The organism is Neiella marina (genome assembly GCF_002165625.1).
GTDB lineage: Bacteria > Pseudomonadota > Gammaproteobacteria > Enterobacterales > Neiellaceae > Neiella > Neiella marina.
The window spans coordinates 1-24,327 of the sequence record NZ_NGNS01000033.1 but is presented as its reverse complement, the minus strand read 5'-3'; the positions used below and the strand labels follow the sequence as shown (position 1 = coordinate 24,327).

30 protein-coding genes and 1 rRNA gene are annotated in these 24,327 nt (G+C 48.2%); 29 read left to right on the top strand and 2 right to left on the bottom strand.

Annotated features, from left to right (window positions below; all coding sequences use genetic code 11):
- Window position 1 precedes the first annotated feature (1 nt).
- From CBE68_RS17890 to hflC, 7 genes are all read left to right on the top strand, one after another.
- Entirely contained in the window at window positions 2–1,345 is a 1,344-nt protein-coding gene (locus tag CBE68_RS17890; protein ID WP_229744806.1) for an N-acetylmuramoyl-L-alanine amidase, read from the top strand.
- Window positions 1,345–3,117, top strand: a complete 1,773-nt coding sequence (mutL, locus tag CBE68_RS17885) for a DNA mismatch repair endonuclease MutL (RefSeq protein WP_087507585.1) — start codon at window positions 1,345–1,347, stop codon at window positions 3,115–3,117. The genes CBE68_RS17890 and mutL overlap by 1 nt, the downstream gene beginning before the upstream one ends.
- 49 nt (window positions 3,118–3,166) lie before the next feature.
- Window positions 3,167–4,072 carry a tRNA (adenosine(37)-N6)-dimethylallyltransferase MiaA gene (miaA, locus tag CBE68_RS17880; protein ID WP_229744809.1) on the top strand — a complete coding sequence of 302 codons (906 nt, stop codon included), beginning with the start codon at window positions 3,167–3,169 and terminating at the stop codon, window positions 4,070–4,072.
- Window positions 4,073–4,152: 80 nt separating this feature from the next.
- A complete protein-coding gene (hfq, locus tag CBE68_RS17875) occupies window positions 4,153–4,419 on the top strand; it encodes an RNA chaperone Hfq (protein WP_087507584.1) in 267 nt (88 codons plus the stop codon).
- A 26-nt stretch (window positions 4,420–4,445) separates the two neighbouring features.
- A complete protein-coding gene (hflX, locus tag CBE68_RS17870; protein WP_087507583.1) occupies window positions 4,446–5,735 on the top strand; it encodes a ribosome rescue GTPase HflX in 1,290 nt (429 codons plus the stop codon).
- A 55-nt stretch (window positions 5,736–5,790) separates the two neighbouring features.
- On the top strand, window positions 5,791–6,954 hold the full coding sequence (hflK, locus tag CBE68_RS17865; protein WP_087507593.1) for an FtsH protease activity modulator HflK: 1,164 nt from the start codon (window positions 5,791–5,793) through the stop codon (window positions 6,952–6,954).
- Window positions 6,955–7,836, top strand: coding sequence for a protease modulator HflC (gene hflC, locus CBE68_RS17860; RefSeq protein WP_087507582.1), 882 nt, complete (start codon window positions 6,955–6,957; stop codon window positions 7,834–7,836).
- Window positions 7,837–7,899: 63 nt separating this feature from the next.
- On the opposite strand, the gene CBE68_RS17855 is transcribed toward hflC, so the two are convergent.
- Window positions 7,900–8,157 (bottom strand): GrxA family glutaredoxin, encoded by a 258-nt coding sequence (locus tag CBE68_RS17855; RefSeq protein ID WP_087507581.1) that lies wholly within the window; start codon window positions 8,155–8,157, stop codon window positions 7,900–7,902.
- A 295-nt stretch (window positions 8,158–8,452) separates the two neighbouring features.
- Here CBE68_RS17855 and CBE68_RS17850 point away from each other — a divergent pair, with 295 nt between their 5' ends.
- From CBE68_RS17850 to rplQ, 21 genes are all read left to right on the top strand, one after another.
- Window positions 8,453–9,751, top strand: a complete 1,299-nt coding sequence (locus CBE68_RS17850) for an adenylosuccinate synthase (protein ID WP_087507580.1) — start codon at window positions 8,453–8,455, stop codon at window positions 9,749–9,751.
- A 273-nt stretch (window positions 9,752–10,024) separates the two neighbouring features.
- Window positions 10,025–11,284 (top strand): HlyD family efflux transporter periplasmic adaptor subunit, encoded by a 1,260-nt coding sequence (locus CBE68_RS17845; protein WP_158100665.1) that lies wholly within the window; start codon window positions 10,025–10,027, stop codon window positions 11,282–11,284.
- Entirely contained in the window at window positions 11,281–13,431 is a 2,151-nt protein-coding gene (locus tag CBE68_RS17840; RefSeq protein ID WP_229744808.1) for a peptidase domain-containing ABC transporter, read from the top strand. Before CBE68_RS17845 ends, CBE68_RS17840 begins: the two co-directional genes overlap by 4 nt.
- Window positions 13,432–13,481: 50 nt before the next feature.
- Window positions 13,482–13,658 (top strand): hypothetical protein, encoded by a 177-nt coding sequence (locus CBE68_RS18810; RefSeq protein ID WP_158100664.1) that lies wholly within the window; start codon window positions 13,482–13,484, stop codon window positions 13,656–13,658.
- A 1,208-nt stretch (window positions 13,659–14,866) separates the two neighbouring features.
- On the top strand, window positions 14,867–15,235 hold the full coding sequence (gene rplN, locus CBE68_RS17835; protein ID WP_087507578.1) for a 50S ribosomal protein L14: 369 nt from the start codon (window positions 14,867–14,869) through the stop codon (window positions 15,233–15,235).
- Between the two features lie 12 nt (window positions 15,236–15,247).
- Window positions 15,248–15,565 carry a 50S ribosomal protein L24 gene (rplX, locus tag CBE68_RS17830; RefSeq protein ID WP_087507577.1) on the top strand — a complete coding sequence of 106 codons (318 nt, stop codon included), beginning with the start codon at window positions 15,248–15,250 and terminating at the stop codon, window positions 15,563–15,565.
- A 14-nt stretch (window positions 15,566–15,579) separates the two neighbouring features.
- A complete protein-coding gene (gene rplE, locus CBE68_RS17825) occupies window positions 15,580–16,119 on the top strand; it encodes a 50S ribosomal protein L5 (RefSeq protein WP_087507576.1) in 540 nt (179 codons plus the stop codon).
- A gap of 10 nt (window positions 16,120–16,129) precedes the next feature.
- Window positions 16,130–16,435: a 30S ribosomal protein S14 gene (gene rpsN / locus CBE68_RS17820; protein WP_087507575.1), complete on the top strand. Its 306-nt coding sequence runs from the start codon at window positions 16,130–16,132 to the stop codon at window positions 16,433–16,435.
- A gap of 26 nt (window positions 16,436–16,461) precedes the next feature.
- Window positions 16,462–16,854: a 30S ribosomal protein S8 gene (gene rpsH / locus CBE68_RS17815; RefSeq protein ID WP_087507574.1), complete on the top strand. Its 393-nt coding sequence runs from the start codon at window positions 16,462–16,464 to the stop codon at window positions 16,852–16,854.
- Between the two features lie 10 nt (window positions 16,855–16,864).
- Window positions 16,865–17,398: a 50S ribosomal protein L6 gene (gene rplF / locus CBE68_RS17810; protein ID WP_087507573.1), complete on the top strand. Its 534-nt coding sequence runs from the start codon at window positions 16,865–16,867 to the stop codon at window positions 17,396–17,398.
- 9 nt (window positions 17,399–17,407) lie between these two features.
- Window positions 17,408–17,761 carry a 50S ribosomal protein L18 gene (gene rplR / locus CBE68_RS17805; RefSeq protein WP_087507572.1) on the top strand — a complete coding sequence of 118 codons (354 nt, stop codon included), beginning with the start codon at window positions 17,408–17,410 and terminating at the stop codon, window positions 17,759–17,761.
- 10 nt (window positions 17,762–17,771) lie between these two features.
- A complete protein-coding gene (rpsE, locus tag CBE68_RS17800) occupies window positions 17,772–18,272 on the top strand; it encodes a 30S ribosomal protein S5 (protein WP_087507571.1) in 501 nt (166 codons plus the stop codon).
- Between the two features lie 6 nt (window positions 18,273–18,278).
- Complete coding sequence (rpmD, locus tag CBE68_RS17795) at window positions 18,279–18,464, top strand: 50S ribosomal protein L30 (RefSeq protein WP_087507570.1); 186 nt, start codon at window positions 18,279–18,281, stop codon at window positions 18,462–18,464.
- Window positions 18,464–18,898: a 50S ribosomal protein L15 gene (rplO, locus tag CBE68_RS17790; RefSeq protein WP_087507569.1), complete on the top strand. Its 435-nt coding sequence runs from the start codon at window positions 18,464–18,466 to the stop codon at window positions 18,896–18,898. The genes rpmD and rplO overlap by 1 nt, the downstream gene beginning before the upstream one ends.
- 6 nt (window positions 18,899–18,904) lie before the next feature.
- Complete coding sequence (secY, locus tag CBE68_RS17785) at window positions 18,905–20,233, top strand: preprotein translocase subunit SecY (protein ID WP_087507568.1); 1,329 nt, start codon at window positions 18,905–18,907, stop codon at window positions 20,231–20,233.
- A gap of 31 nt (window positions 20,234–20,264) precedes the next feature.
- Window positions 20,265–20,378: a 50S ribosomal protein L36 gene (rpmJ, locus tag CBE68_RS17780; RefSeq protein WP_087507567.1), complete on the top strand. Its 114-nt coding sequence runs from the start codon at window positions 20,265–20,267 to the stop codon at window positions 20,376–20,378.
- A 117-nt stretch (window positions 20,379–20,495) separates the two neighbouring features.
- Window positions 20,496–20,852, top strand: coding sequence for a 30S ribosomal protein S13 (rpsM, locus tag CBE68_RS17775; RefSeq protein WP_087507566.1), 357 nt, complete (start codon window positions 20,496–20,498; stop codon window positions 20,850–20,852).
- Between the two features lie 18 nt (window positions 20,853–20,870).
- Window positions 20,871–21,260, top strand: a complete 390-nt coding sequence (rpsK, locus tag CBE68_RS17770; protein WP_087507565.1) for a 30S ribosomal protein S11 — start codon at window positions 20,871–20,873, stop codon at window positions 21,258–21,260.
- A 30-nt stretch (window positions 21,261–21,290) separates the two neighbouring features.
- Window positions 21,291–21,911, top strand: coding sequence for a 30S ribosomal protein S4 (rpsD, locus tag CBE68_RS17765; protein ID WP_087507564.1), 621 nt, complete (start codon window positions 21,291–21,293; stop codon window positions 21,909–21,911).
- Between the two features lie 33 nt (window positions 21,912–21,944).
- Window positions 21,945–22,934, top strand: coding sequence for a DNA-directed RNA polymerase subunit alpha (locus CBE68_RS17760; protein ID WP_087507563.1), 990 nt, complete (start codon window positions 21,945–21,947; stop codon window positions 22,932–22,934).
- 38 nt (window positions 22,935–22,972) lie between these two features.
- Window positions 22,973–23,374, top strand: coding sequence for a 50S ribosomal protein L17 (rplQ, locus tag CBE68_RS17755; RefSeq protein WP_087507562.1), 402 nt, complete (start codon window positions 22,973–22,975; stop codon window positions 23,372–23,374).
- Window positions 23,375–23,419: 45 nt separating this feature from the next.
- Here rplQ and CBE68_RS17750 read toward each other — a convergent pair whose 3' ends face one another.
- Complete coding sequence (locus CBE68_RS17750) at window positions 23,420–23,833, bottom strand: phosphate-starvation-inducible protein PsiE (RefSeq protein ID WP_087507561.1); 414 nt, start codon at window positions 23,831–23,833, stop codon at window positions 23,420–23,422.
- 400 nt (window positions 23,834–24,233) lie between these two features.
- Between CBE68_RS17750 and CBE68_RS17745 the strand changes: the two genes are divergently transcribed.
- Window positions 24,234–24,327: ribosomal RNA gene (locus CBE68_RS17745) — 16S ribosomal RNA — on the top strand; the annotation flags it as partial.

The window sequence follows — 24,327 nt, the reverse complement described above, 5'->3', positions numbered from 1 at the left end:
AATGATGGTATTGAGTGTCATGGAGCGCGCAAGGGGACTAATCAAATTATTTGTTGGCATACTGGTTGTGCTGACTTGGTCGGCTGCTGCCTATGCGAATGATCTGAAAGGAGTGCGGGTTTGGCCGTCGCCGGACTCAACACGAGTGGTGTTGGATCTGTCAGACCAACCTTCCTACAAGTACTTTAGCCTCACCAATCCCCATCGCTTAGTGGTCGACTTAAAGCAAACGAGCAATAAGGTTGACCTCAGCAAAATCAAGCTCGATAGCAAACTAGTCAAGAAAATTCGGACCTCCAAACCACCAGAAAAAGGCACCTTGCGGTTGGTATTGGAGTTAACCAGACCAGTCAAGCCAGTACTGTTTCCACTGTCACCTACTAAACCTTATGGCGATCGATTAGTCATTGATGCTTTTGACACGCGTGAGCCAGCCAAAGCGATTACTGCTAGTCAAAAAGTGAGTCAAGACCGTGATGTCATTATCGCCATCGATGCAGGACATGGCGGGGAAGATCCGGGCTCTATTGGTCCCGGCAAACGATTCGAAAAGCGGATTACCTTGCAAATTGCCAAGCGACTGGCGAATTACGTTAATAAACAAAAAGGTATGAAAGCGACCATGGTTCGGACCGGCGATTACTACGTGAACCTGAATCGACGCTCAGAAATTGCTCGTAAACGCCAGGCGGATCTGTTGATTTCGATTCATGCTGATGCCTTTACCTCGCCACAACCACGCGGCGCCTCGGTGTGGGTACTGTCCCAAGGGCGGGCCAATTCTGAAATTGGTCGCTGGATGGAACAAACTGAGAAGCACTCTGAGTTACTCGGCGGGGCAGCCGAGGTGATTGAAAACACCAGCAGCGAAAAATATGTCGCGCGGGCGTTACTCGATATGTCGATGGATCGTTCGATGGTAGAAAGCCAAGAGGTGGCGGCGCGCATTGTCAAAGAAATGGGGAAAGTCACCAAGCTCCATAAAAAGAAACCGGTGGCCGCTAGTCTGGCGGTTCTTAAATCACCAGACATCCCATCGATCTTGGTTGAAACTGGCTTTATTTCCAATCCGACTGAAGCCAAATTGCTGTCAACGGCCAGCCACCAAGATAAGTTAGCGCTCGCTATCTTTCGTGGTACCCGAGATTACTTCAAGCAGCATCCGCCCCATGGTTCCTATCTGGCAAGAAACAAGAGTCGCCAGCACGTGGTTCAAAGCGGCGAATCACTTTCTCTCATCGCTGCTCGATACAAGACCTCAGTGAGCAAGCTGAAAAAAGAAAACAAACTAAAATCTGACGTCGTTCGTATCGGTCAGGTTTTACGAATTCCCGGCAGCTCGTAATGAACATTGAAATCTTACCGCCTCGCTTAGCCAACCAAATCGCGGCAGGTGAAGTGGTTGAACGGCCTGCGTCAGTGGTAAAAGAGTTAGTCGAGAACAGTCTCGATGCTGGCGCCACAAATATCGAAGTACAAGTCGAGCGCGGTGGTCAGAACAAGCTGTTGATCCGCGACAACGGCGGTGGCATCGACAAGCAGCAATTGGTTTTGGCGTTGAGTCGACATGCCACTAGCAAGGTGCATTCGCTTGATGACATTGAGTCGATTGCAACTTTAGGGTTTCGTGGTGAGGCATTGGCCAGTATTAGCTCGGTGTCGCGGTTAACCCTGACATCTCGCCCGCCACAGCAAACTGAAGCTTGGCTAGCTTATGCCGAAGGTCGAGACATGCAAGTTCAGCTCAAACCAGCTGCGCATCCTGTTGGGACAACGGTTGAAGTTGCCGATTTGTTCTTCAATACCCCTGCTCGGCGCAAGTTTCTGCGGGCTGACAAAACTGAATTTCACCATATCGATGAACTGATCAAACGACTGGCATTGTCTCGTTTTGATGTTGGTTTTGCTCTCAGTCACAATGGTAAGTCGATTCGCAATTTGCCACGTTGTAATACCGATGTGGCTAAACTTAAGCGCTTACAAATGATCTGTGGCGCAGGTTTTTGCCGAGATTTGGTTCAGATTGAGCAAGATGCAGGGACTTTAAAACTTGCGGGTTGGTTACTTAAACCAATGGCTTGTCAGGTGCAAAATCCGCCGCAGTACACCTTTATCAATGGTCGTATGATCCGCGATAAAGTGGTAACCCACGCGATTAAACAAGCTTATGCCGCGGTGGTTTCTGACACCAGTTTAGCTGGCTATGTGCTGTACATTGACCTACCGTTCGATCAAGTCGATGTTAATGTTCATCCGACCAAGCACGAAGTGCGTTTTATAGAAACGCGGTTAGTCCATGATTTCGTTGTGCAAGCCGTTGCGCAAGCGTTGCAGCAAACCCAGCTTGCAGTCGCCGAACCTCAACAGCAACAAAGTAGCGAATACGTTGACCGTGATACCGGTGAGGTTGTGTCAGCAACGCCGGTTCATCAGGCTGCTAGTCCGGCGCCATCAAACTACCCTAGCCACTCCTTTGGCAACAAGCCGCAATGGGTAGCCGAGCGCTCACCTTCGCAAACTGCGGTGAAAAACTATCAGGCGCTGATTGCACCGATTGACGCGCTGACTCAGCGTGTTGAGGAGCCTGAGCGCCGGTCTGATAAAACACGAGTCGTTGAATCTGGACCCGAGTTTATTACCGTAGAGCCGAACTTCGTCTTGCTATTTCATCAACAAAAACCTTGGTTGTTCAATGTTGAATTAGCAGTGTCAGAGTTAGCACTTACTTTAATGCCGTTGCCATGGCACCCGCAGCCGCTACTGTTACCCATGGCGGTATCAATTGCGCCAGAACAAAGTGAACGGTGGCGAAAAATCCTAGACTACGCGGCGCAATTTGGTATTGAAATCGTATTACCGCGCCCCAATAAACTGATTGTCAGAAGTTTACCGGCGATACTCCGGCACACGGATCTGGCCAATCGGCTTGATGACTTACTGGTAACACTTGAGTCGGATGATCAAGCCAAGACGGCAAAGGCATTGGTGGCAATCGATTTTTCGATGCCAGTTTGGCTGCCTCGTACGCCACAGCTATTGTCGGTGGCGACGGAGAATATGTCGGCGCGATATTGGCGCCAAGTGCCAGCTGATTTGCTAGCGACCTTATTTAACTGAGTACTACAACGTGTCTGAACTCGAGCAGTTGCCATTGGCGATAACCTTAATGGGGCCAACCGCATCTGGAAAGACAGATTTAGCGATTACCTTAGCAGAGCATTACAACTGTGAAATTATCAGTGTCGATTCTGCGCTGGTTTACCGGGGTATGGACATAGGTACGGCAAAGCCGACGGCTGAGGAACTAGCCCGGGCGCCGCATCGATTGATTAACATCATCGATCCGTGCCAGGCATACTCCGCCGCTGACTTTCGCCGAGATGCGTTGGCGCATATGGCAGAAATTGTTGGTGCCGGTAAAACGCCATTATTGGTTGGCGGTACCATGTTGTATTTCAAAGCCTTACTTGAAGGCTTGTCGTCATTACCTAGCGCTGACCAACAGATTCGCCAGCAAATAGCAGCTGAAGCTGAACAGCAAGGCTGGGAAGCTTTACATCAACAGTTAGCACAGTTTGATCCGGTGGCAGCTGCACGCATTCACCCCAACGATCCGCAACGGTTGAGTCGTGCAATTGAAGTATTTCGTATCTCCGGTAAGTCATTGACGGAGTTACAAACACAGCAAGAGCAAAGCAAAGCGCCTTATCGCTTCAAGCAGTTTGCTATTGCGCCGGCAGATCGCGCAATATTGCATGAGCGAATTGCACTTCGTTTTGAACAAATGCTGGCAGCTGGCTTTGAGGGTGAAGTTCGGCAATTATTTGAACAGCAAGATTTAAATCCGGAACTCCCTTCAATTCGGAGTGTCGGATATAGGCAGATGTGGTCTTATCTCACTGGTGAAATCGACTATGATGAAATGGTCTATCGTGGCATTGTTGCTACACGCCAGTTAGCCAAGCGCCAGATGACATGGTTGCGTGGTTGGCCAGAGGTAAATTGGCTAGATACACATTCAGCAACGAATTTGCAGCAAGTTATTGCATTGACAGGGCTTCGCCAGTCCTGATTATGTGGGTTATACTTGCCGCACTTAAAAGTTTTTTAAACGATCTAATTACAAAATTTTAATAAAAAGGAACTATTTCCATGGCTAAAGGGCAATCTTTACAAGACCCGTTTTTGAATGCGCTGCGCAGAGAGCGTATTCCTGTTTCAATTTATTTGGTAAATGGCATCAAACTTCAGGGCCAAGTTGAATCTTTTGACCAGTTTGTCATTCTGCTAAAAAACACTGTTAATCAAATGGTTTATAAGCATGCCATTTCTACAGTTGTGCCTGCTCGTCCGGTGTCGCATGTGACTCAACAGCACTCAGGGCCGGGCAAGTCTGATTCTGACAGTGGTGCCGAATAATCGCGTAACGCGAAGGAGTCGATTGGTTGTTTGATCGTTATCAAGCCGGTGAACAGGCTGTATTAGTTCACATTGACTTCTCGGATGAGCACGAGCGCGAGGATTTGCGCGAACTGGAAATGTTGGTCGAGTCGGCTGGCGTTGAGGTAAAAGGGGTGGTGCGCGGATCCCGCAAAGCGCCACACCCTAAGTATTTCGTTGGTGGTGGTAAAGCCGAGGAAATCGCTCAAGCTGTCAAGCTGTACGAAGCCAACATCATCATTTTCAATCATGCCTTATCGCCAGCCCAAGAGCGCAACCTTGAAAAGTTGTGTGAGTGTCGCGTGTTGCCGCGCACCGGACTGATTTTGGATATCTTTGCGCAGCGAGCAAGGACCCACGAAGGCAAATTGCAAGTCGAGCTAGCGCAGCTGCGCCATCTTTCAACCCGCTTAGTTCGGGGCTGGACTCACCTAGAGCGCCAGAAAGGTGGTATTGGTATGCGTGGCCCGGGTGAAACCCAGTTGGAAACGGACCGTCGTTTAATCCGCGGACGTATTGACCACATTCTCAAACGACTGGACAAAGTCGCCAAGCAGCGTGAGCAAGGTCGCCGCTCGCGTAAGCGGGCTGAGGTGCCTACGGTGTCGTTAGTTGGCTACACCAATGCTGGTAAATCAACTTTGTTCAATCGCGTGACCGAAGCGGGTGTTTATGCTGCTGACCAGCTATTCGCAACGCTCGACCCGACCTTACGTAAAATCGATGTTGCTGACGTAGGCCCGACTATCCTGGCCGACACTGTTGGCTTTATTCGTCACTTGCCTCACGATTTAGTCGCTGCTTTTAAAGCCACGCTGCAAGAGACCCAAGAAGCAGACTTACTGCTCCACGTCTACGATGGCGCTGATGATCGTTTCGCCGATAATGTCGACCAAGTCAACATCGTGTTAGATGAGATCGATGCGGGCGAAGTACCCGTACTTATGATCTGTAACAAAATTGATTTGCTCGAAGGCGCAGTTCCACGTATCGATAGAGACGAAAATGGCATGCCTTGGCGCGTATGGGTTTCGGCTCAACAAGGTTTGGGTATCGATTTATTGTTTCAAGCGCTGCAAGAACGATTAGGACGTACCATGGTTGAATACACCTTGCGTATTCCGCCAGCTCAAGGCAAGTTGAGAGGTATGCTCTACCAGCGTCATGTTGTGCAAAACGAACATTACACTGAGCAAGGCGAGTCAGAGTTGCTGATTCGTATGCCAAAAAATGATTGGCGGGCGTTAGTCAAACGTGACTGTCCGCAAGCGGAAGATTACATTATTTCTGAATAACCCTTGGATCTGGAAATGTCGGAGAGACATTAATATAACTATGAAAAAATCCATGATGGCCTGGCACGAACCGGGCGGTAAAAAACCGAATGACCCTTGGAAAGGGAAACAGTCGGGTAATCAGGGACCACCGGATTTAGATGAGGTGCTGAGCAACTTGTCGAAAAAACTCGGCGGCAAGTTTGGCGGAGGGCGCCGCGGAGGCGGCAACGACTCCGAAGTGATGAAATTTGGCGGAGGTTTAGCTGTCATTATCGCGGTATTGGTGTGGGGCTTCAGTGGCCTTTATACCGTTCGCGAAGCTGAGTTGGGCGTTAAACTTCGGTTCGGTGAATTCTCCGAAAACGTCCAGCCAGGCCTGCATTGGAAGCCGACCTTTATTGATGAAGTGACGCCTGTAGATGTGCGCTCGGTCAGCTCAATGCCAACCAGTGGTTTCATGCTCACCAAAGATGAGAACGTGGTTCGCATTGAAATGGATGTTCAGTACCGCATCACCGACCCATATCGCTACCTATACAACGTCATGAATCCTGAAGACACATTGCTTCAAGCGATGGACAGTGCGTTGCGTTACGTTGTTGGCCATAACACCATGGATAACGTCTTAACCAGTGGCCGGGAGCAAGTCCGGGCTGAAACCTGGGAAGAACTGGCGAGCATTATCGAACCGTATGAAACAGGCTTGGAGATTATCGATCTCAACGTGCAGTTAGCCCGTCCGCCAGAGGAAGTGAAAGACGCGTTCGACGATGCTATTGCGGCGCAAGAGGACGAAGAGCGTTTCGTCCGTGAAGCCGAAGCTTATGCTCGTGAAGTGGAGCCGCAAGCGCGTGGTCGAGTTAAGCGTATTCTTGAAGATGCCAATGCATACAAGCAAAAGAAAGTTCTTGATGCACAGGGTGATGTCGCTCGCTTCAACCAGATTTTGCCAGAGTACAAAGCGCAGCCAGAAGTGACTCGCAAACGCCTATACCTAGAAACGATCGAACAGGTATATGGCAACAGCAATAAAGTATTGGTTGATGTCGAAAGTGGTAATAACTTGATGTACTTGCCACTTGACCGAATGACCAAAGGCGCTCCGCAAAGCGCAACTGGTAATTCGTTTATAGAACCAAATTCTCGCTCTAATCAGCGCGCGCCTGTTGGCGTTGGTTCTAGCCCAAACAGTTCTCGCGAACGTACTGACCGTTTTAACAATGGAGGGAGAAACTAAATGAGACCTGTATTACTCATTGCTCTAGCAGCATTTATTCTGGCCGGTTTCTCTTCTTTGTTCGTTGTTGAAGAAGGTGAACGTGCGATTACTATTCGTTTCGGTAAGGTGCAACGTATTGATGGCACTGGCGATACCTTGGTCCATGAACCGGGCCTGCACATCAAAGTGCCGTTTATCGACACCGTTCGTTACCTCGATGCCCGTACTCAGACCCTAGACGATCGTGCTGACCGCTTCGTTACGTCAGAGAAAAAAGATTTGATCGTTGACTCATATGTGAAATGGCGTATCAGTGACTTTTCAAAGTTTTACTTGTCGACTCGTGGTGACTTTTTCCGCGCAGAGTCGCTGCTAAAACGTCGTATCAGCAACGGTTTGCGTACTGAGTTTGGTAGCCGCACCATCCGAGAGATCGTGTCTGGCACGCGTAGCGAGCTGATGGAAAATGCCCTGGCACAGGTTGCTGAGGGTGCTCAAGAGCTGGGGATCGAGGTGATTGATGTGCGAGTCAAGCAAATCAACTTGCCATCTGAAGTCAGTAATTCGATTTTCCAACGGATGCGAGCTGAGCGGACCGCCGTGGCTCGGGAACACCGTTCACAAGGTCGTGAGAAAGCTGAAGCGATTCGCGCTGACGTCGATGCTCGAGTGACGGTGATGCTGGCAGATGCCGACCGTCAAGCACTGGAACTTCGTGGTGCTGGTGATGCCGAAGCGGCGGCCATTTACGCCGAATCTTATGGTCAAGATCCTGAGTTCTATGCGTTCTTCCGCAGCTTGCAGGCGTATCAAAAGAGCTTTGGCCAAGGTGGCGACATGATGGTGATCGAACCAGATAGTGAGTTCTTTAGATACATGAAGGATCCGACTGGTAAGTAACCAATACGCCAATGTAAAAAAAGATGCCCTCGGGCATCTTTTTTATGGCTATCAAACGCTGGCTTAAACCCAGCCGTTGTCCCGCACTATTTGTTCAAAGTCGGTACAGCCGCCAATGTGTTTTTCATCTAAGAAGATTTGCGGCACTGTTTCTACTTCGTGACCTACGGTTTTTGACAAGTCAGCCTTGCTAATACCTTCTGCGTGAATGTCGACGTAACGGAATTTAAAGTCATCGCGAGCTTCAGTAAGTTGCTCAGCCAGTTGTTTGGCGCGAACACAGTATGGGCAGCCAGGGCGGCCGAAAATAACAGCAAACATGAGAAAGTCCTCTGAACAAAAGATGAATCAAGCATAACGGCTTCAGTGGACTTGGTAAAATTGATTGTTTCCATTTCCTTGATAGCTTTTATCGATTAAATATTGAATTGTGTTGGTTATCGTCATCGCTTCAATCACTGATTCATTTTACTGAAACCCCTATGGAGTAAGGCGCCTACAGCAAACCGCAACTGCTCATACCATGCGAGGTCACAAATAAGGTGATCAATCTGGTTATTTTCTGCTAAAATCCGGCCCTTTCCTGCGTTTAACCGACCAATTCAAGAGTTCAAGCATGAGCAATAATGTTGTGGTTCTCGGCACCCAATGGGGTGATGAGGGCAAAGGCAAGATCGTTGACTTACTGACCGATCAAGCAAGTTATGTGGTGCGCTATCAGGGTGGCCACAATGCGGGCCACACACTGGTAATCGACGGCGAGAAAACCGTCCTCCACCTGATCCCATCTGGCATCTTACGTGACAACGTCAAGTGTATTATCGGTAATGGTGTAGTACTGTCACCCGACGCTTTGTTCACCGAAATCGCCATGCTCGAAGAGCGCGGTGTACCGGCCAAAGAGCGTCTATTTATTAGCGAAGCTTGCCCTCTGATTTTGCCTTTCCATATTGCAATCGACGCGGCCCGCGAAAAAGCCTTAGGCAAAAAAGCAATTGGTACCACAGGTCGTGGTATTGGTCCTGCATACGAAGACAAAGTGTCTCGTCGCGGTCTACGCGTAGGCGATTTGTTCAACAAAGAGATGTTCGCCGAGAAACTGAAAGTGGTGATGGAATATCACAACTTTGCTCTGCGTGAGTTGTATAAAGCACCTGAAGTCAGCTATGACGAAGTGCTTGAAGGCGCACTCGCAGTTGCTGATACGTTGAAGGCGATGACAGTTGACGTCATTGACGTACTGGATAAAGCGCGTAAGAACGGCGACAAAATCATGTTTGAAGGGGCTCAAGGCACTTTACTTGATATTGACCATGGTACTTATCCGTTTGTTACCAGCTCAAATACCACTGCTGGCGGCGTAGCAACCGGTGCTGGTTTTGGTCCATGTCATTTGGACTATGTTCTGGGTATCGTTAAGGCTTACACGACGCGCGTTGGTGGTGGTCCATTCCCAACAGAACTGGAGTGCGAAGTTGGCCAATACCTCGGTGAAAAAGGTCATGAATTCGGTGCCACCACAGGTCGCCAACGTCGTTGTGGCTGGTTTGACGCCGTAGTCATGCGCCGAGCAATTCAAATTAACAGCCTGACTGGTCTTTGCTTGACCAAGCTCGATGTTCTTGACGGCTTGAAAGAAGTGAAAATTTGTACTGGTTACCAAATGGCTGATGGCTCGGTTGTTGATGTTCCGCCGCTGGCTGCTGAAGGCTATGAAGAAGCGACGCCTGTGTACGAGAGCATGCCTGGCTGGGATGACAACACTTTTGGTGTCAAGTCATTGGAGCAATTGCCACAAGCAGCATTGAATTACATCAATCGCTTGGAAGAGTTATTGGAAATTCCAATCGATATCGTCTCAACTGGTCCAGACCGAGTCGAAACCATCATTCGGAAACATCCGTTCGAAGCCTAGTTAAACGCTTCAAAATCTCGCAATAAAAAAGCAAGGCTAAAGCCTTGCTTTTTTTGTGGTTTTTACTTGCTTGAGCAATGGCTTGAGCTGTCAAAATCGGCTTATCTAACTAAAAAATGTGATCTTGATACATTTGTACAAAAAATATGCAACAAAAAAATTGACGATAAATAACTGATGATCTTTTCTTAATCACAAGCTGGTTTTCATCAGGAAGATGAAGTTGTAATCAGGCTTTTGTACCCACAGCAAAAGAGATTACAAGGACGTATGATGCCAGACTCCAACCCTAAAGGTTTGTTTAGAAAACAAGCCGTTACCCATCAAAAAGATCGCTTGACTGGTGATGTCATCGTCTCCCAGCCAGTTGCATTTTCGACCCTCACCGGCTTCCTACTATTGTTGCTAGTCGTCAGTTTGGTATTTCTTTGGCTTGGCGACTACACCCGCAAAGAAGTCGTAAAGGGTTATCTAGTGCCCGACATGGGCGTGCTCAAAACCTACGCTCCGAGAGTCGGTAAGATCGAAAAACTTCATGTTGCTGAAGGAGACTGGGTTGCCAAGGGTGACGCGCTAATAACTTTTGTCTCTGAGCAATCGCTAATGACAGGAGATGACGCTGGCACAGAGCGTCTTGGCCAACTGCTACAGCAAATTGCGGTTCTAGAGCAACAGCAACAAGAACTCCATGCGCTGCATAGTGAGCAGTTAGAAGAGCTTGAATCAACCAAGAGTTTTCTGCAGTTAGAGCTTGATGAAATGCAGCAGCAACAAACGGCACTTGAAGCCAGAGAAGCACTGTTTCGTAGTCAACTGGACGATATGGAGCGAGTTTTTCAAGCTGGTCATGTCACTAAAAGTGATTATTTACAGCATAAACAACGTGTTCTAGTCGCGAAGCAAGAACTTCAGCAATTAAAAGCGCTGGTTGTGAAGAGTCGATTGTCGCTCAAGCGAATTGACTACAAGCTGGTTCAAGCGCCTTTTGAATACAACAACAAACACTTGGAGTTACAACGTCAGATCGCAGCACTTAAACATCAGTCGCTGACTGAAGAAACGAATCATCGATTAGTGTTGCGGGCAGCCGCAGACGGCACGGTCTCGGCCATACAAGTAAAGGAAGGTGAATCGCTCGTTGCGACGATGCCGTTGTTATCGGTATTGCCAGACGATGCGACTTTGTACGCTGAGCTTTGGTTGCCGACTCGCGCAGCAGGTTTTGTCGAGAAGGGGCAACTGGCTAGGCTTCGTTTTGATGCTTTTCCTCATCAGCGGTTTGGTATCGCTGATGGTGAGTTGGCTGTGATCTCCAAATCAATCGTCAGTCCTGATGAAGCGAAATTACCGGTTCGGTTACAAGAACCTGTCTATCGAGTGATCGTTGAACTAGAGCAGCAATACATATCCGCTTATGGTAAACGTCTGCCATTACAAGCTGGCATGATGCTCGAAGCTGATATCGTTCTTGATACCCGAAATCTACTCGATTGGTTGCTTGACCCGCTATATAGCTTGAGGGGACGAGTATGACAGAAGCAACGGTCACCGCCGCAAATCAGCAGGTAAAGTTTTTTGGTTGGCGCAACTTGCCGATGGTTTTACAAACTGAGGTGTCGGAGTGCGGGTTAGCATGCATTGCGATGATTGCGGGTTATCATGGCTGCGCGCAAAGTTTGTCGAGCTTACGTAAGCAAATCGGAGGTGCGCAACGAGGTCTGAGCCTGCAGCAACTTATTCAGTTGGCAGGTCATCTGGGCATGTCAGGGCGTGCGTTGCAGCTCGATCTTGATCACTTGTGCAAGCTCCAAACTCCATGTGTTTTGCATTGGGATATGAATCACTTTGTCGTTTTAAAGAGCGTGAGTAGAGATTCAATCACTATCCATGATCCAGCCGTTGGGGAGAGAAAACTAAAATTAGCGGAGTTAGGCAATCACTTTACCGGTATCGCCCTTGAACTATCGCCAACGAGCGAATTCAAAAAGTATCGGGTGAAAGAACGGCTCAAGCTCTCTCAGCTGTGGAGCAATATCAGTGGCTTTAAATCGGCTCTATCTCGATTAGTTATTCTATCTGTGGTGTTGCAAGCGCTTGCGTTGGCGTCGCCATACTATTCCCAGTTAGTCGTGGACGATGTCCTGCTTAGCCATGACCAAGACCTGCTATTAATTCTTGCTATCGGTTTTGGCCTTATCACGTTATCGAGTATGGCTACGAACTTGCTGCGAGGATTCGTGGTATTGCACTTTAGCTCCATGCTTAACATTCAAGTTGCCGCCAATCTTTTTCGTCATTTGGTCAGGCTGCCCGTTAGTTACTTCCAAAGTCGCCATATTGGTGATGTCATCTCTCGTTTTGGATCATTGCAACAAGTCAAAGAGTTCCTAACCACCGGCGTTGTTGAAGCATTAATCGATGGCGTGATGGCGCTAGCCGTGCTCATTATGCTGTTTGTCTACAGCGTCAAACTGGCTTTGGTGGTGTTGGCTGCCGTTGCCTTGTTTACGGCAATTCGACTTGTGCTGTTCAAGCCACTGCGGCAAAAGAATGAGGAGGCTATTGGCAATCAAGCGAAAGAAAGCAGCCATTTCATTGAGACAGTTCGAGCGATTCAAACGGTTCGTTTGTTTGGCGCGGAAACTCAGCGGCAATCGCTGTGGCAAAATCGCTTTGCCGATACGCTTAACGCCAATATTCGTATTGGCCAATTGGAGCTGGGATTCGTTAGTGCTAATCAGCTGCTGTTTGGTCTCGAGAACGTTATCGTTATCTATCTCGCCGCGTTGTTGGTTATGGATGGTCAGTTTACGGTGGGTATGCTGTTTGCCTTTATTGCTTATAAGCAGCAGTTTACTGAGCGTTTTGCCAATCTCATTGAGAAGCTCATCCAATTCAAAATGCTAGGGCTGCATATGGAACGCTTGGCGGATATTGCCTTAACACCAAAAGAAGCAGTCAATGAACAAGGCTTGAAACCCGAGATAAAGGGCCGCATCGAGTTTAACAATGTTGGCTTTCGCTACCACCAAGGAGAACCTTACTTGTTCAACGGGGTGTCGTTTGCCGTGGAAGCGGGAGAGTCGGTTGCTTTAATTGGACCTTCAGGCGTTGGCAAATCGACCTTGGTCAAAGCGCTACTGGGTTTGTTGCCCGTTTCTCAGGGGGTGATATCTGTTGATGACCATGAATTACCCCACTTATGTATGACACATTACCGTCGTCAAATAGCTTCGGTGATGCAAGACGACCAATTGTTATCGGGCTCCATTGCCGACAACATCTCATTTTTCAGTGATGAGTTGAATATGGAGCGAATCGCCAACTGTGCTCAAATGGCTGCGGTTCATCAAGACATCATGGCTATGCCGATGAATTACAACAGCCTCATCGGTGATATGGGTAGCAGTTTATCAGGTGGTCAAAAGCAACGTATCTTACTGGCAAGAGCTTTGTATCAGCAGCCAAAAATTCTCCTTCTCGACGAAGCGACTAGTCATCTTGATCTAAATTCAGAGCATGCAGTAAACCAAGCCATCGCCGAACTTAATATTACCCGAGTGATCATTGCTCATCGTCCAGAAACGATGATTTCAGCAGACCGGATTTTGCATTTAACACGTGATGGCATAGAAGACGTCACGCAACAAATTAAACAACAGCTTGGAGCTGTTGCATGAATTCCCGCGCGGTGCGGGAATGTTAAACGTAACTACAAAAGGAAATTGTTATGAAAGAATTAAAAGAGAGTGAACTGTCTGAGGTAAAGGGTGGATTCGTAGCTTTATACTGGGTTGGAGTAGGTGCTGTCCACGCTTATAGAACTTATCGGGCAGTCCGTTTTGGGGCGCAAGCTGTCGGTGGCGGCGCTCTATATGATGGGCTTAAAACATTAATTACTTCTTAACAAAAAACTCTTGGGCGTGAGCAGCATGCTCACGCCCAAACAAGTGAGATCCGGTTTATGTTTAAAGATATCTTCGTTGTAAATTGCCCGTGCTGTAACGCCCCTGTTGATTTAAAAGAGAGAGTTAAGCTGATCAAAGCTGGAACTATCGACTGCGACCACTGTCAGGCTAGGCTCACGGAGAGTATAGTTTCATCACTTTTGGCTACGTGTATTCTTGGTGTACCTTCATGGTTACTTTTAGACCGCGTTTTGTCGTCATATAAGGTTGATGCTGACGTAAGTTATCTATTAGGTATGACTTTGTGCCTTGGTATTGCTAAGTTGTCTGCGCCGCTGTGCACATTAGTTCGCGTAGAAACTTAGTTACTAGGTGTTTTTATTATCGAAAAGCGAGGTTGCATTCGACAACCGACCATTGGAAGTGCGGAGTGCATTAAGCCACGAGAGCATTGTCAATGGGATTCCATTGCGCGATATAGCTCTCAAACTTGGATTACCCACCTAACGAAGCCACAAAAAAAGGTAGCCTGACTCTACTCGAATGTTTACAAAACATTAGCCAGGTCAGCACTGTGCAAAAACCATGCATTATTGAAGCCCCCATTTTTGCTCTGGAGCATTTACAGGAGACACTATGACCAGAACCCAAAGAGCGATTTTACCAGCTATGCTAACTTCCTTTTGGTTTGGAAAGCTCGGGTCCTTTTGGGGGGTAGACAGCGTAGTCTTTCTGTTACTGTTGGCAGGAGCAGTAGCGTTAAACATTTTTTTTGAAGTAAGGAGTTAGGGCTTATAGTCAACGACCGCGTGTACTATCCGTAACAACATCTCAAATGAGTACGCCTACCTCAGCAGTAGCATCGCATCTGATAATGGCCATGATGGGGTGCGTATTAGCTTCACCAATGGATAGATCTTCGTTGCTAATAATCTCGGTAATATAATCACTTTGCTTGATGCCTAATCACTATAGTTACTTTTGCATCCCATAACTTCAAAGTAGCAAGCCCACAATCGGCAAGAGAAACGATCAGAAAAGCTATTTCGAAAGCGTTACCCGGCGCTAAAAGTTAGTTCAAATTTCCACTACCCATCTCACAAATCCGGTGGTATACTTCGGCGCCCTTGTAAAAAGGCAGCCACGATCCGAGCTCGAACGGGCCCGGATCTTTTGTTTTACGTAAAGTAAATAGCGGAGCACTGAAATGATCCAAATGCAGACCCTGCTGGACGTAGCTGACAATAGCGGCGCTCGCAGCGTGATGTGTATTAAGGTTCTCGGTGGATCACACCGCCGCTATGCCGGCATTGGTGACATCATCAAAGTTTCTGTGAAGGAAGCAATTCCTCGCGGTAAAGTTAAAAAAGGTGATGTTCTGAATGCCGTTGTAGTGCGAACCAGAAAGGGTGTTCGTCGCCAAGACGGTTCTCTGATTAAATTCGATCGTAACGCGGCCGTTCTGTTGAACGCCAACCATGCGCCGATCGGTACTCGTATCTTCGGTCCAGTGACGCGTGAACTTCGCTCTGAGAAGTTCATGAAAATCGTCTCTCTGGCGCCAGAAGTGCTGTAAGGAGAATCAATCATGGCAGCGAAAATCCATAAAGGCGATGAAGTTATCGTTTTGGCCGGTAAAGACAAAGGCAAGCGCGGCGAAGTCGAGCAAGTCTTAGTTGAAGCGGGCAAAGTCCTTGTTAAAGGCGTTAACATCGTCAAGAAGCATCAGAAGCCAAACCCATACCTACAGGTTGAGGGCGGCATCATTGAAAAAGAAGCGGCAATTGACGTTTCTAATGTAGCGATCTACAACGCCGAAACTGGCAAAGCAGATCGTGTAGGTTTCCGAGTTGAAGACGGCAAAAAAGTTCGTTTCTTCAAGTCGACTAATCAAGTAATCAGCTAATTCGGAGTATTACGATGGCGAAACTGCATGAGTACTACAACGAGACTGTTGCACCAGCTCTTCTTAAAGAGTTCGGTTACAGCAGTATCATGCAAGTCCCTCGGGTTGAAAAAATCACCCTTAATATGGGTGTTGGTGAAGCTCTAGCTGACAAGAAAGTTTTGGAAAACGCAGTTGCTGACATGGCGTCTATCGCCGGTCAAAAACCTGTAGTGACCAAAGCTCGCAAGTCAGTTGCCGGCTTCAAAATCCGTGAAGGCTACCCAATTGGATGTAAAGTCACCCTGCGCGGCGAGCGCATGTGGGAATTCTTGGAGCGCCTGATTTGCATCGCTCTACCTCGTGTCCGCGACTTCCGCGGCGTTAGCGCTAAGTCTTTTGACGGCCGCGGTAACTACAGCATGGGCGTACGTGAGCAAATCATCTTCCCAGAAATCGACTACGACAAAGTAGACAAGATTCGTGGTATGGACATTACCATTACTACGACTGCCGGTTCTGACGAAGAAGGCCGTGCTCTGTTGGCTGCTTTTAACTTCCCATTCCGCAAGTAAGGACAGGGTTATGGCTAAACAATCCATGAAGGCACGCGAAGCAAAGCGCGCCAAACTAGTTGCTAAATACGCTGAAAAGCGTCAGGCACTGAAAGCTGCGATCGCAAGCCCAGCGACTTCTGAAGAAGAGCGTTGGGATGCAGTCTTGAAACTTCAAGGCTTGCCACGTGACAGCAGCCCTTCACGTCAGCGTAACCGCTGTAACGTGACTGGCCGTCCACACGCATACCTGCGTAAGTTCGGCTTGAGCCGCATCAAACTGCGTGAAGCAGCGATGCGTGGTGAAGTTCCTGGCCTGCGTAAGGCTTCTTGGTAATCTGTCGTTCACGGGAGTAAATACATATGAGTATGCAAGATCCGATTGCGGACATGTTCACTCGCATCCGTAACGGCCAGGCGGCCAAGAAAGTTGCGGTAAAAATGCCGTCTTCAAAATTGAAAGTTGCTATTGCTGCACTTTTGAAAGAAGAAGGCTACATCACTGATTATTCAGTGGCTGGCGAAGCGAAGCCAGAGTTGGAAGTAGTTCTTAAGTACTTCCAAGGTAAAGAAGTTATCGAAACTATCCAGCGCGTAAGCCGTCCTGGTCTTCGTATTTATAAGAAGAAAGGCGACCTACCTAAAGTACTGGCTGGTTTGGGTGTTTCTATCGTGTCCACTTCTAAAGGCGTGATGTCTGACCGTGCTGCGCGTAAAGCGGGCATGGGCGGTGAGATCATCGGCTACGTAGCGTAAGGGGTAGAGGATGTCTCGAGTAGCAAAAGCTCCAGTTCAGATCCCTGCCGGCGTTGAAGTTACGTTGAAAGGTCAAGATCTGACTATCAAGGGTGGTCAAGGCACTTTGTCTCGCACTATCCACGCAGGCGTTGAAGTTAAGCAAGAAGAAAATGCTTTGACTTTCGCTGGTCGTGAAGGTGTTGACGGTGCTTGGGCACAAGCAGGTACAGCTCGTGCGTTGGTAAACAACATGGTTACTGGTGTAAGCCAGGGCTTCGTTCGCAAATTGTTGCTGAACGGTGTTGGTTATCGTGCACAGGTTAAAGGCAAGGTTGTAAACCTGGCTTTGGGCTTGTCTCACCCAGTCGATCACGAGTTGCCTGAAGGTGTTACAGCGGAATGTCCATCTCAAACTGAAATCGTGCTGAAAGGCGTTGATAAGCAGTTGGTTGGTCAAGTTGCTGCAAACATTCGAGCTTACCGTAAGCCCGAACCTTATAAAGGCAAAGGTATTCGTTACGATGACGAGCACGTTCGTCGTAAAGAAGCTAAGAAGAAGTAAGGTATCGCGATGGATAAGAAAGTATCTCGTTTGCGCCGCGCCACACGCGCCCGCGCAAAAATCAGCGAGTTGGGTGCAACGCGCTTGGTGGTACACCGTACCCCACGCCACATCTATGCTCAGTTGATCGCGCCAAACGGCTCAGAAGTCCTAGCTGCTGCCTCTACTGTAGAGAAAGCACTAAGCGAAGGCCTGAAGTCTACCGGTAACGTTGAAGCTGCTAAAGCTGTGGGTAAAGCCATTGCTGAGCGCGCTTTAGCAAAAGAAGTTACCACTGTAGCCTTTGATCGTTCTGGCTTTAAGTATCACGGTCGTGTAGCAGCGCTTGCAGAAGCAGCTCGCGAAGCCGGCCTGCAGTTCTAAGGAGTCGATAATGGCAAAAGCTGAATTGCAACAAGGCGAGTTTCTGGAGAAATTGATTGCCGTAAACCGTGTAGCAAAAACGGTTAAAGGTGGTCGTATCTTCAGCTTCACCGCTCTAACAGTAGTTGGTGACGGCAAAGGTCGTGTTGGCTTTGGTTATGGTAAAGCCCGCGAAGTACCTGCTGCGATCCAAAAAGCGATGGAAAAAGCCCGTCGCAACATGCAAAAAGTTGAGTTGAACGGCAACACGTTGTGGCACCCAGTTAAGGGCCGTCACACTGGTTCGCGCGTTTACATGCAGCCTGCATCTGAAGGTACCGGTATTATCGCCGGTGGCGCAATGCGTGCTGTGTTGGAAGTAGCTGGCGTACAGAACGTTCTGTCTAAAGCCTATGGCTCTACCAACCCAATCAACATTGTGCGTGCAACAATCGATGCACTGGTGAACATGAACTCACCAGAGCAAGTCGCTGCGAAACGTGGCCTATCTGTAGAAGAAATTCTGGGGTAAGGCATCATGGCGAAGAAAACATTGAAAGTGACTCAGGTGAAAAGCTCTATCGGCCGCTTGCCTAAGCACAAAGCAACCCTGACTGGTCTGGGTCTGCGTCGCATTGGTCACACTGTAGAACTGGAAGATACTCCTTCAGTTCGCGGCATGATCAACAAGGTTTACTACATGGTACAGGTGGAGGGCGAATAATGCGTTTGAATACTCTATCTCCAGCTGAAGGTTCAAAGCCTACTGGTAAACGCGTTGGTCGTGGTATCGGTTCTGGTCTTGGTAAGACCGGCGGTCGTGGTCATAAAGGTCAAAAATCACGTTCTGGCGGCGGCGTTCGCGCTGGTTTCGAAGGCGGTCAAATGCCTCTGAAACAACGTCTGCCTAAATTTGGTTTCACTTCTCGCAAGCAATTGGCTCGCGAAGAGATTCGTACTCACGAATTGAACAAAGTGGAAGCCGAAGTGGTTGACATGAATGCACTGCGCGCAGCCAACCTGATTAAAGGTACAACTAAGTACGTTAAAGTTGTGCTTTCAGGTGAGGTGACCAAAGCGGTGAACCTGAAAGGTATCGCTGTAACTAAAGGTGCACAGGCTGCAATTGAAGCAGCTGGTGGCAAAGTCGAGGAATAAGGATCAATGGCTACACCAGGATTGGACTTGAATAGTGCGAAAGGTGGTTTGAGCGAATTACGTTCTCGCCTCCTCTTTGTGTTGGGCGCGATTCTCGTGTTCCGGGCGGGCTCATTTGTACCCATCCCTGGTATTGATGCCTCGGTTCTTGCTGACTTGTTCGATCAGCAGCGCGGTACCATCGTTGAGATGTTTAACATGTTCTCCGGTGGTGCTCTTGAGCGTGCCTCCGTCTTCGCATTGGGAATCATGCCGTATATTTCGGCTTCGATTATCATGCAGTTGTTGACGGTTGTGCACCCGCCATTTGCTGAATTGAAGAAAGAAGGTGAAGCTGGCCGTCGTAAGATTAGCCAGTACACCCGCTACTTCACGTTGGTACTTGGTACCTTCCAGGCCGTTGGTATTGCCACCGGCCTGCCAAACCTGATGCCAGGTTTGGTGGTTGACCCTGGTTTTGGCTTCTACTTCACAGCAGTAGTCAGCTTGGTCACCGGTACTATGTTCCTGATGTGGCTTGGTGAGCAGATCACCGAGCGTGGTATAGGTAACGGTATTTCGATTCTGATTTTCACCGGTATTGTTGCAGGCTTGCCTTCAGCTATCGGTCAGACCATCGAACAAGCCCGTCAAGGTGAAATGAACGCCATCGTATTGCTACTGATTGCAGCAATCGTGTTCGTTGTAACCTTCTTCGTGGTGTTCGTTGAGCGTGGTCAGCGTCGCATCGTTGTGAACTATGCTAAGCGTCAGCAAGGACGCCAGGTGTTTGCACAACAAAGCACTCACTTACCACTGAAAGTGAACATGGCTGGTGTTATTCCGCCAATCTTCGCTTCTAGTATCATTCTGTTCCCAGCCACAGCGGCAAGCTGGTTTGGCCAAGGTGACAGCATGGTTGCGGAAATCCTGCAGCAAGTGTCTTTGACGCTGCAACCAGGTCAACCGCTGTACGTGATGTTGTATGCAGCTGCGATTATCTTTTTCTGCTTCTTCTACACGGCGTTGGTTTTCAACCCGCGTGAAACTGCAGATAACTTGAAGAAGTCCGGCGCGTTTATTCCTGGGATTCGTCCTGGTGAGCAAACATCTCGCTACATCGACAAGGTAATGACTCGTCTTACTTTGGCCGGTGCACTGTATATTACATTAGTTTGTCTGGTCCCTGAGTTCATGCTCATTACCATGAATGTGCAGTTCTACTTCGGTGGTACATCGCTGCTCATTATCGTCGTGGTAATTATGGATTTCATGGCCCAGGTGCAGACTCATATGATGTCAAGTCAGTATGAATCTGTACTTCGCAAAGCCAACCTTAAAAACTACGGCCGTTAAGGTCGGGTTGGTTAATTAACGGAGTTTAAGAATGAAAGTTCGCGCATCCGTCAAGAAAATGTGCCGTAACTGCAAAGTCATCAAACGCCGCGGCGTTGTTCGAGTGATTTGCAGCGAGCCGAAGCATAAACAACGCCAAGGCTAATCGGACGAAAAGTGGGCAAGCCAATAAAACGGCTTGCCTGATTTGCAAACAGGTTATTGGTTGAGTATCCTTACGGGCTTTTCAAATCAATGACCCATAAATAGAGGAGTGCTGTTAATGGCCCGTATAGCCGGCATTAACGTCCCTGACAATAAACACGCTGTAATTGCATTGACTGCAATTTACGGTATTGGCCGCACCCGCGCACAAGATATCTGTGCTGCGACTGGTGTTGCCGAAGACGCCAAAATCGGTCAGTTGGATGAAGCAACTATCGATAAGCTGCGTGACGAAGTTGGTAAGTACGCCGTTGAAGGTGACCTCCGTCGTGAAGTTACGCTGAACATCAAACGCCTGATGGACTTGGGTTGCTACCGTGGTATCCGCCACCGTCGTAGCCTTCCTGTGCGTGGTCAGCGTTCGAAGACTAACGCCCGTACCCGTAAGGGTCCGCGCAAGCCGATCAAAAAGTAATCGGGAAGAGGTTTTAAAATGGCTAAACAACCAACTCGTACGCGTAAACGCGTCAAAAAGCAGATTCCTGACGGCATGGCTCACATCCATGCGTCTTTCAACAACACCATCGTGACTATCACTGATCGTCAAGGTAATGCGTTGTCGTGGGCAACTGCAGGTGGCTCTGGCTTCCGCGGTTCTCGTAAATCGACTCCGTTCGCGGCCCAGGTTGCTGCCGAACGTGCTGGTACTGCAGCGCAAGAATATGGCGTGAAGAATCTGGAAGTATTCGTGAAAGGTCCAGGTCCAGGCCGTGAGTCTGCGATCCGTGCTTTGAACGCTACTGGCTACCGCATCACCAACATTGTTGATGTTACGCCGATTCCTCACAATGGTTGTCGTCCGCCTAAAAAGCGCCGCGTATAACGCCCCGCTTACGGATATTGGAGAAAGAACATGGCAAGATATTTGGGTCCTAAGCTCAAACTTAGCCGTCGTGAAGGCACAGATCTGTTTCTGAAAAGTGGTGTTCGTGCAATCGACACCAAGTGCAAGATCGACAATGCGCCAGGTCAACACGGTGCGCGTAAACCGCGTCTGTCTGACTACGGTGTACAGTTGCGCGAAAAGCAAAAAGTTCGTCGTATGTATGGCGTTCTGGAAAAGCAATTCCGCAACTACTATAAAGAAGCTGCTCGCATTACTGGCAACACAGGTGAAAACCTGCTTGTTTTGCTGGAAGGTCGCCTAGATAACGTAGTTTATCGTATGGGCTATGCAGCGACACGTGCAGAAGCGCGTCAGCTAGTTAGCCACAAAGGTATTGTGGTAAACGGCAAAGTAGTCAACATCCCATCTTTCAAGGTTCGTCCTGAAGATGTAGTTGCTGTTCGCGAAAAAGCTAAGAACCAAGCGCGTATTAAAGCTGCTTTGGAACTGGCTGAGCAACGTGAAAAGCCAACTTGGCTAGAAGTTGAAGCAAGCAAAATGGAAGGCGTATTTAAGCGCAACCCTGAGCGTGCTGACTTGTCTGCCGATATTAACGAACAGCTGATCGTCGAGCTGTACTCTAAGTAAAGCTTAAACGCTTAATTTAAAGAGAGGACACAAATGCAGGGGTCTGTTACAGAGTTTCTCAAACCTAGGTTGGTTGACATCGAGCAGGTATCTACCACTCGTGCAAAAGTCACCCTGGAGCCACTTGAGCGTGGTTTCGGTCATACCTTGGGTAACGCTCTTCGTCGTATTCTGCTGTCATCTATGCCCGGTGTGGCGGTGACTGAAGTAGAAATTGATGGTGTACAACACGAGTACAGCACTAAAGAAGGTGTACTTGAAGACATCATCGAAATCCTGCTGAACCTTAAAGGCTTGGCCGTTAAGTTGTCTGGTAAAGACAAAGCAGTATTAACCCTGACTAAGAGTGGTGCAGGCTCGGTTGTAGCAGGCGACATCACCCACGACGGTGATGTTGAAATCGCAAACCCAGAACACGTCATCTGCACCTTGACTGGTGAAGGTGAAATCAGCATGCGTATCGTTGTCGAGCGTGGTCGTGGCTATGTGCCAGTATCCGCTCGTGGTGATAACGAAGAAGATGAGCGTCCAATTGGCCGCTTGTTGGTAGACGCATCTTACAGTCCAGTTCGCCGCATTGCTTACAATGTGGAAGCGGCGCGTGTTGAACAGCGCACTAACTTGGACAAGCTGGTTATCGATATGGAAACCAACGGTACTTTGGATCCTGAAGAAGCGATCCGCCGTTCGGCAACCATTCTGGCTGAACAACTTGAAGCATTCGTCGAGCTGCGTGATATCAGCGAGCCGGAGCAGAAAGAAGAGAAACCAGAATTCGATCCGATTCTATTGCGTCCTGTCGACGATCTCGAGCTCACCGTTCGCTCTGCTAACTGTTTGAAAGCAGAAGCGATTCACTACATTGGTGATCTGGTACAACGCACTGAAGTTGAGTTGCTGAAAACCCCTAACTTGGGTAAGAAGTCACTCACTGAAATCAAAGATGTTTTGGCATCTCGCGGTCTGTCTCTGGGCATGCGCCTAGAAAACTGGCCACCTGCCAGCATTGCTGACGGTGAATAACCAGATACCGAAGTAAACTGAGTTAGAAGGAAAAGATCATGCGCCATCGCAAGAGTGGTCGTCAACTGAACCGTAACAGCAGCCATCGCCAAGCTATGTTCCGTAACATGGCAAGCTCGCTGGTACGTCACGAAGTGATCAAGACAACACTGCCAAAAGCGAAAGAGCTGCGCCGAGTGATCGAACCATTGATCACCCTGTCTAAGTCAGACAGCGTTGCTAACCGTCGCTTAGCTTTTGCTCGCACTCGCGATCAAGAAGTTGTCGGTAAACTGTTTAATGAATTAGGTCCTCGTTACCAAGAGCGCCCAGGTGGATACACTCGTATTCTCAAGTGTGGCTTCCGCGCTGGTGACAATGCACCTATGGCTTACATTGAATTAGTAGATCGCCCTGAAGTTGCTGAAGAAGAAGCAACTGAAGCAGCTACTGAAGAGTAAGCAACATCACTTTGAAAAAGCCGGGTTCGCCCGGCTTTTTTGTGTCTAAGTTTTGTCAACCTTGTCTGTTTCATATGGAAAGTAACGGTGACCCAGCCTTAACCCGATAGTGGCTAACACCATTACTAGCATTGCCGCTGCAATCCAGAACACACTCAACGCCTCCATTTCTTTCGTTGCTAACGTCAGGTAACGCGCTAATGCAATGATCGCTATGTATATAGGGTAGCGTACCGGCACGCGTCCAAGCTCTGCGTACAATCGCGACATCGCCATCACTTCCAAATAGATAAACAGTAGTAAGATGTCGCTTAGGTGGACGTTTTGCGAATCGATAATATGGCGAATCTCAATTGCTATCGCGACAAGCGTCGCTAACGCAATAAAAACCAACAGCGCTTTTTCGATCGCTGATATGGCAATGATGAAGATCTGCTGGGCACGTTGCTTACCTGTCATCCATTTCTCCTAGTTTAAATCTGTACGATTAACCGATAGATCCTTAAACAACACTTTAATGATCGTTAGAGTTTTTATGCTAGAAAAAATTAAATGAAATTAATTCAGTCTGTTACATTGAATTAGATGAATAAATAAGCAGTCTGAGTCGAAAAGATCGAAAAAGTTTCAAAACAGGGGTTGACTCAAACCTGAAGATCCTTAAAATGCGCATCCGCTTCGGGGCAAAAGCTTCAAGCAAGTCAGGCAAGTGACAGCTCTTTAACAATTAGCAAGACAATCTGTGTGGGCACTCGCAGTGAGTTGAGATAAAAAATTATCAACTTATTGAAGAGTGTTCGAATGAACAGTCAATTCGATTAATCGAAAATCAATCAGTTGAGACAAGCATTAAACTTTTTAATTGAAGAGTTTGATCATGGCTCAGATTGAACGCTGGCGGCAGGCCTAACACATGCAAGTCGAACGGTAACAGGAAGAAGCTTGCTTCTTTG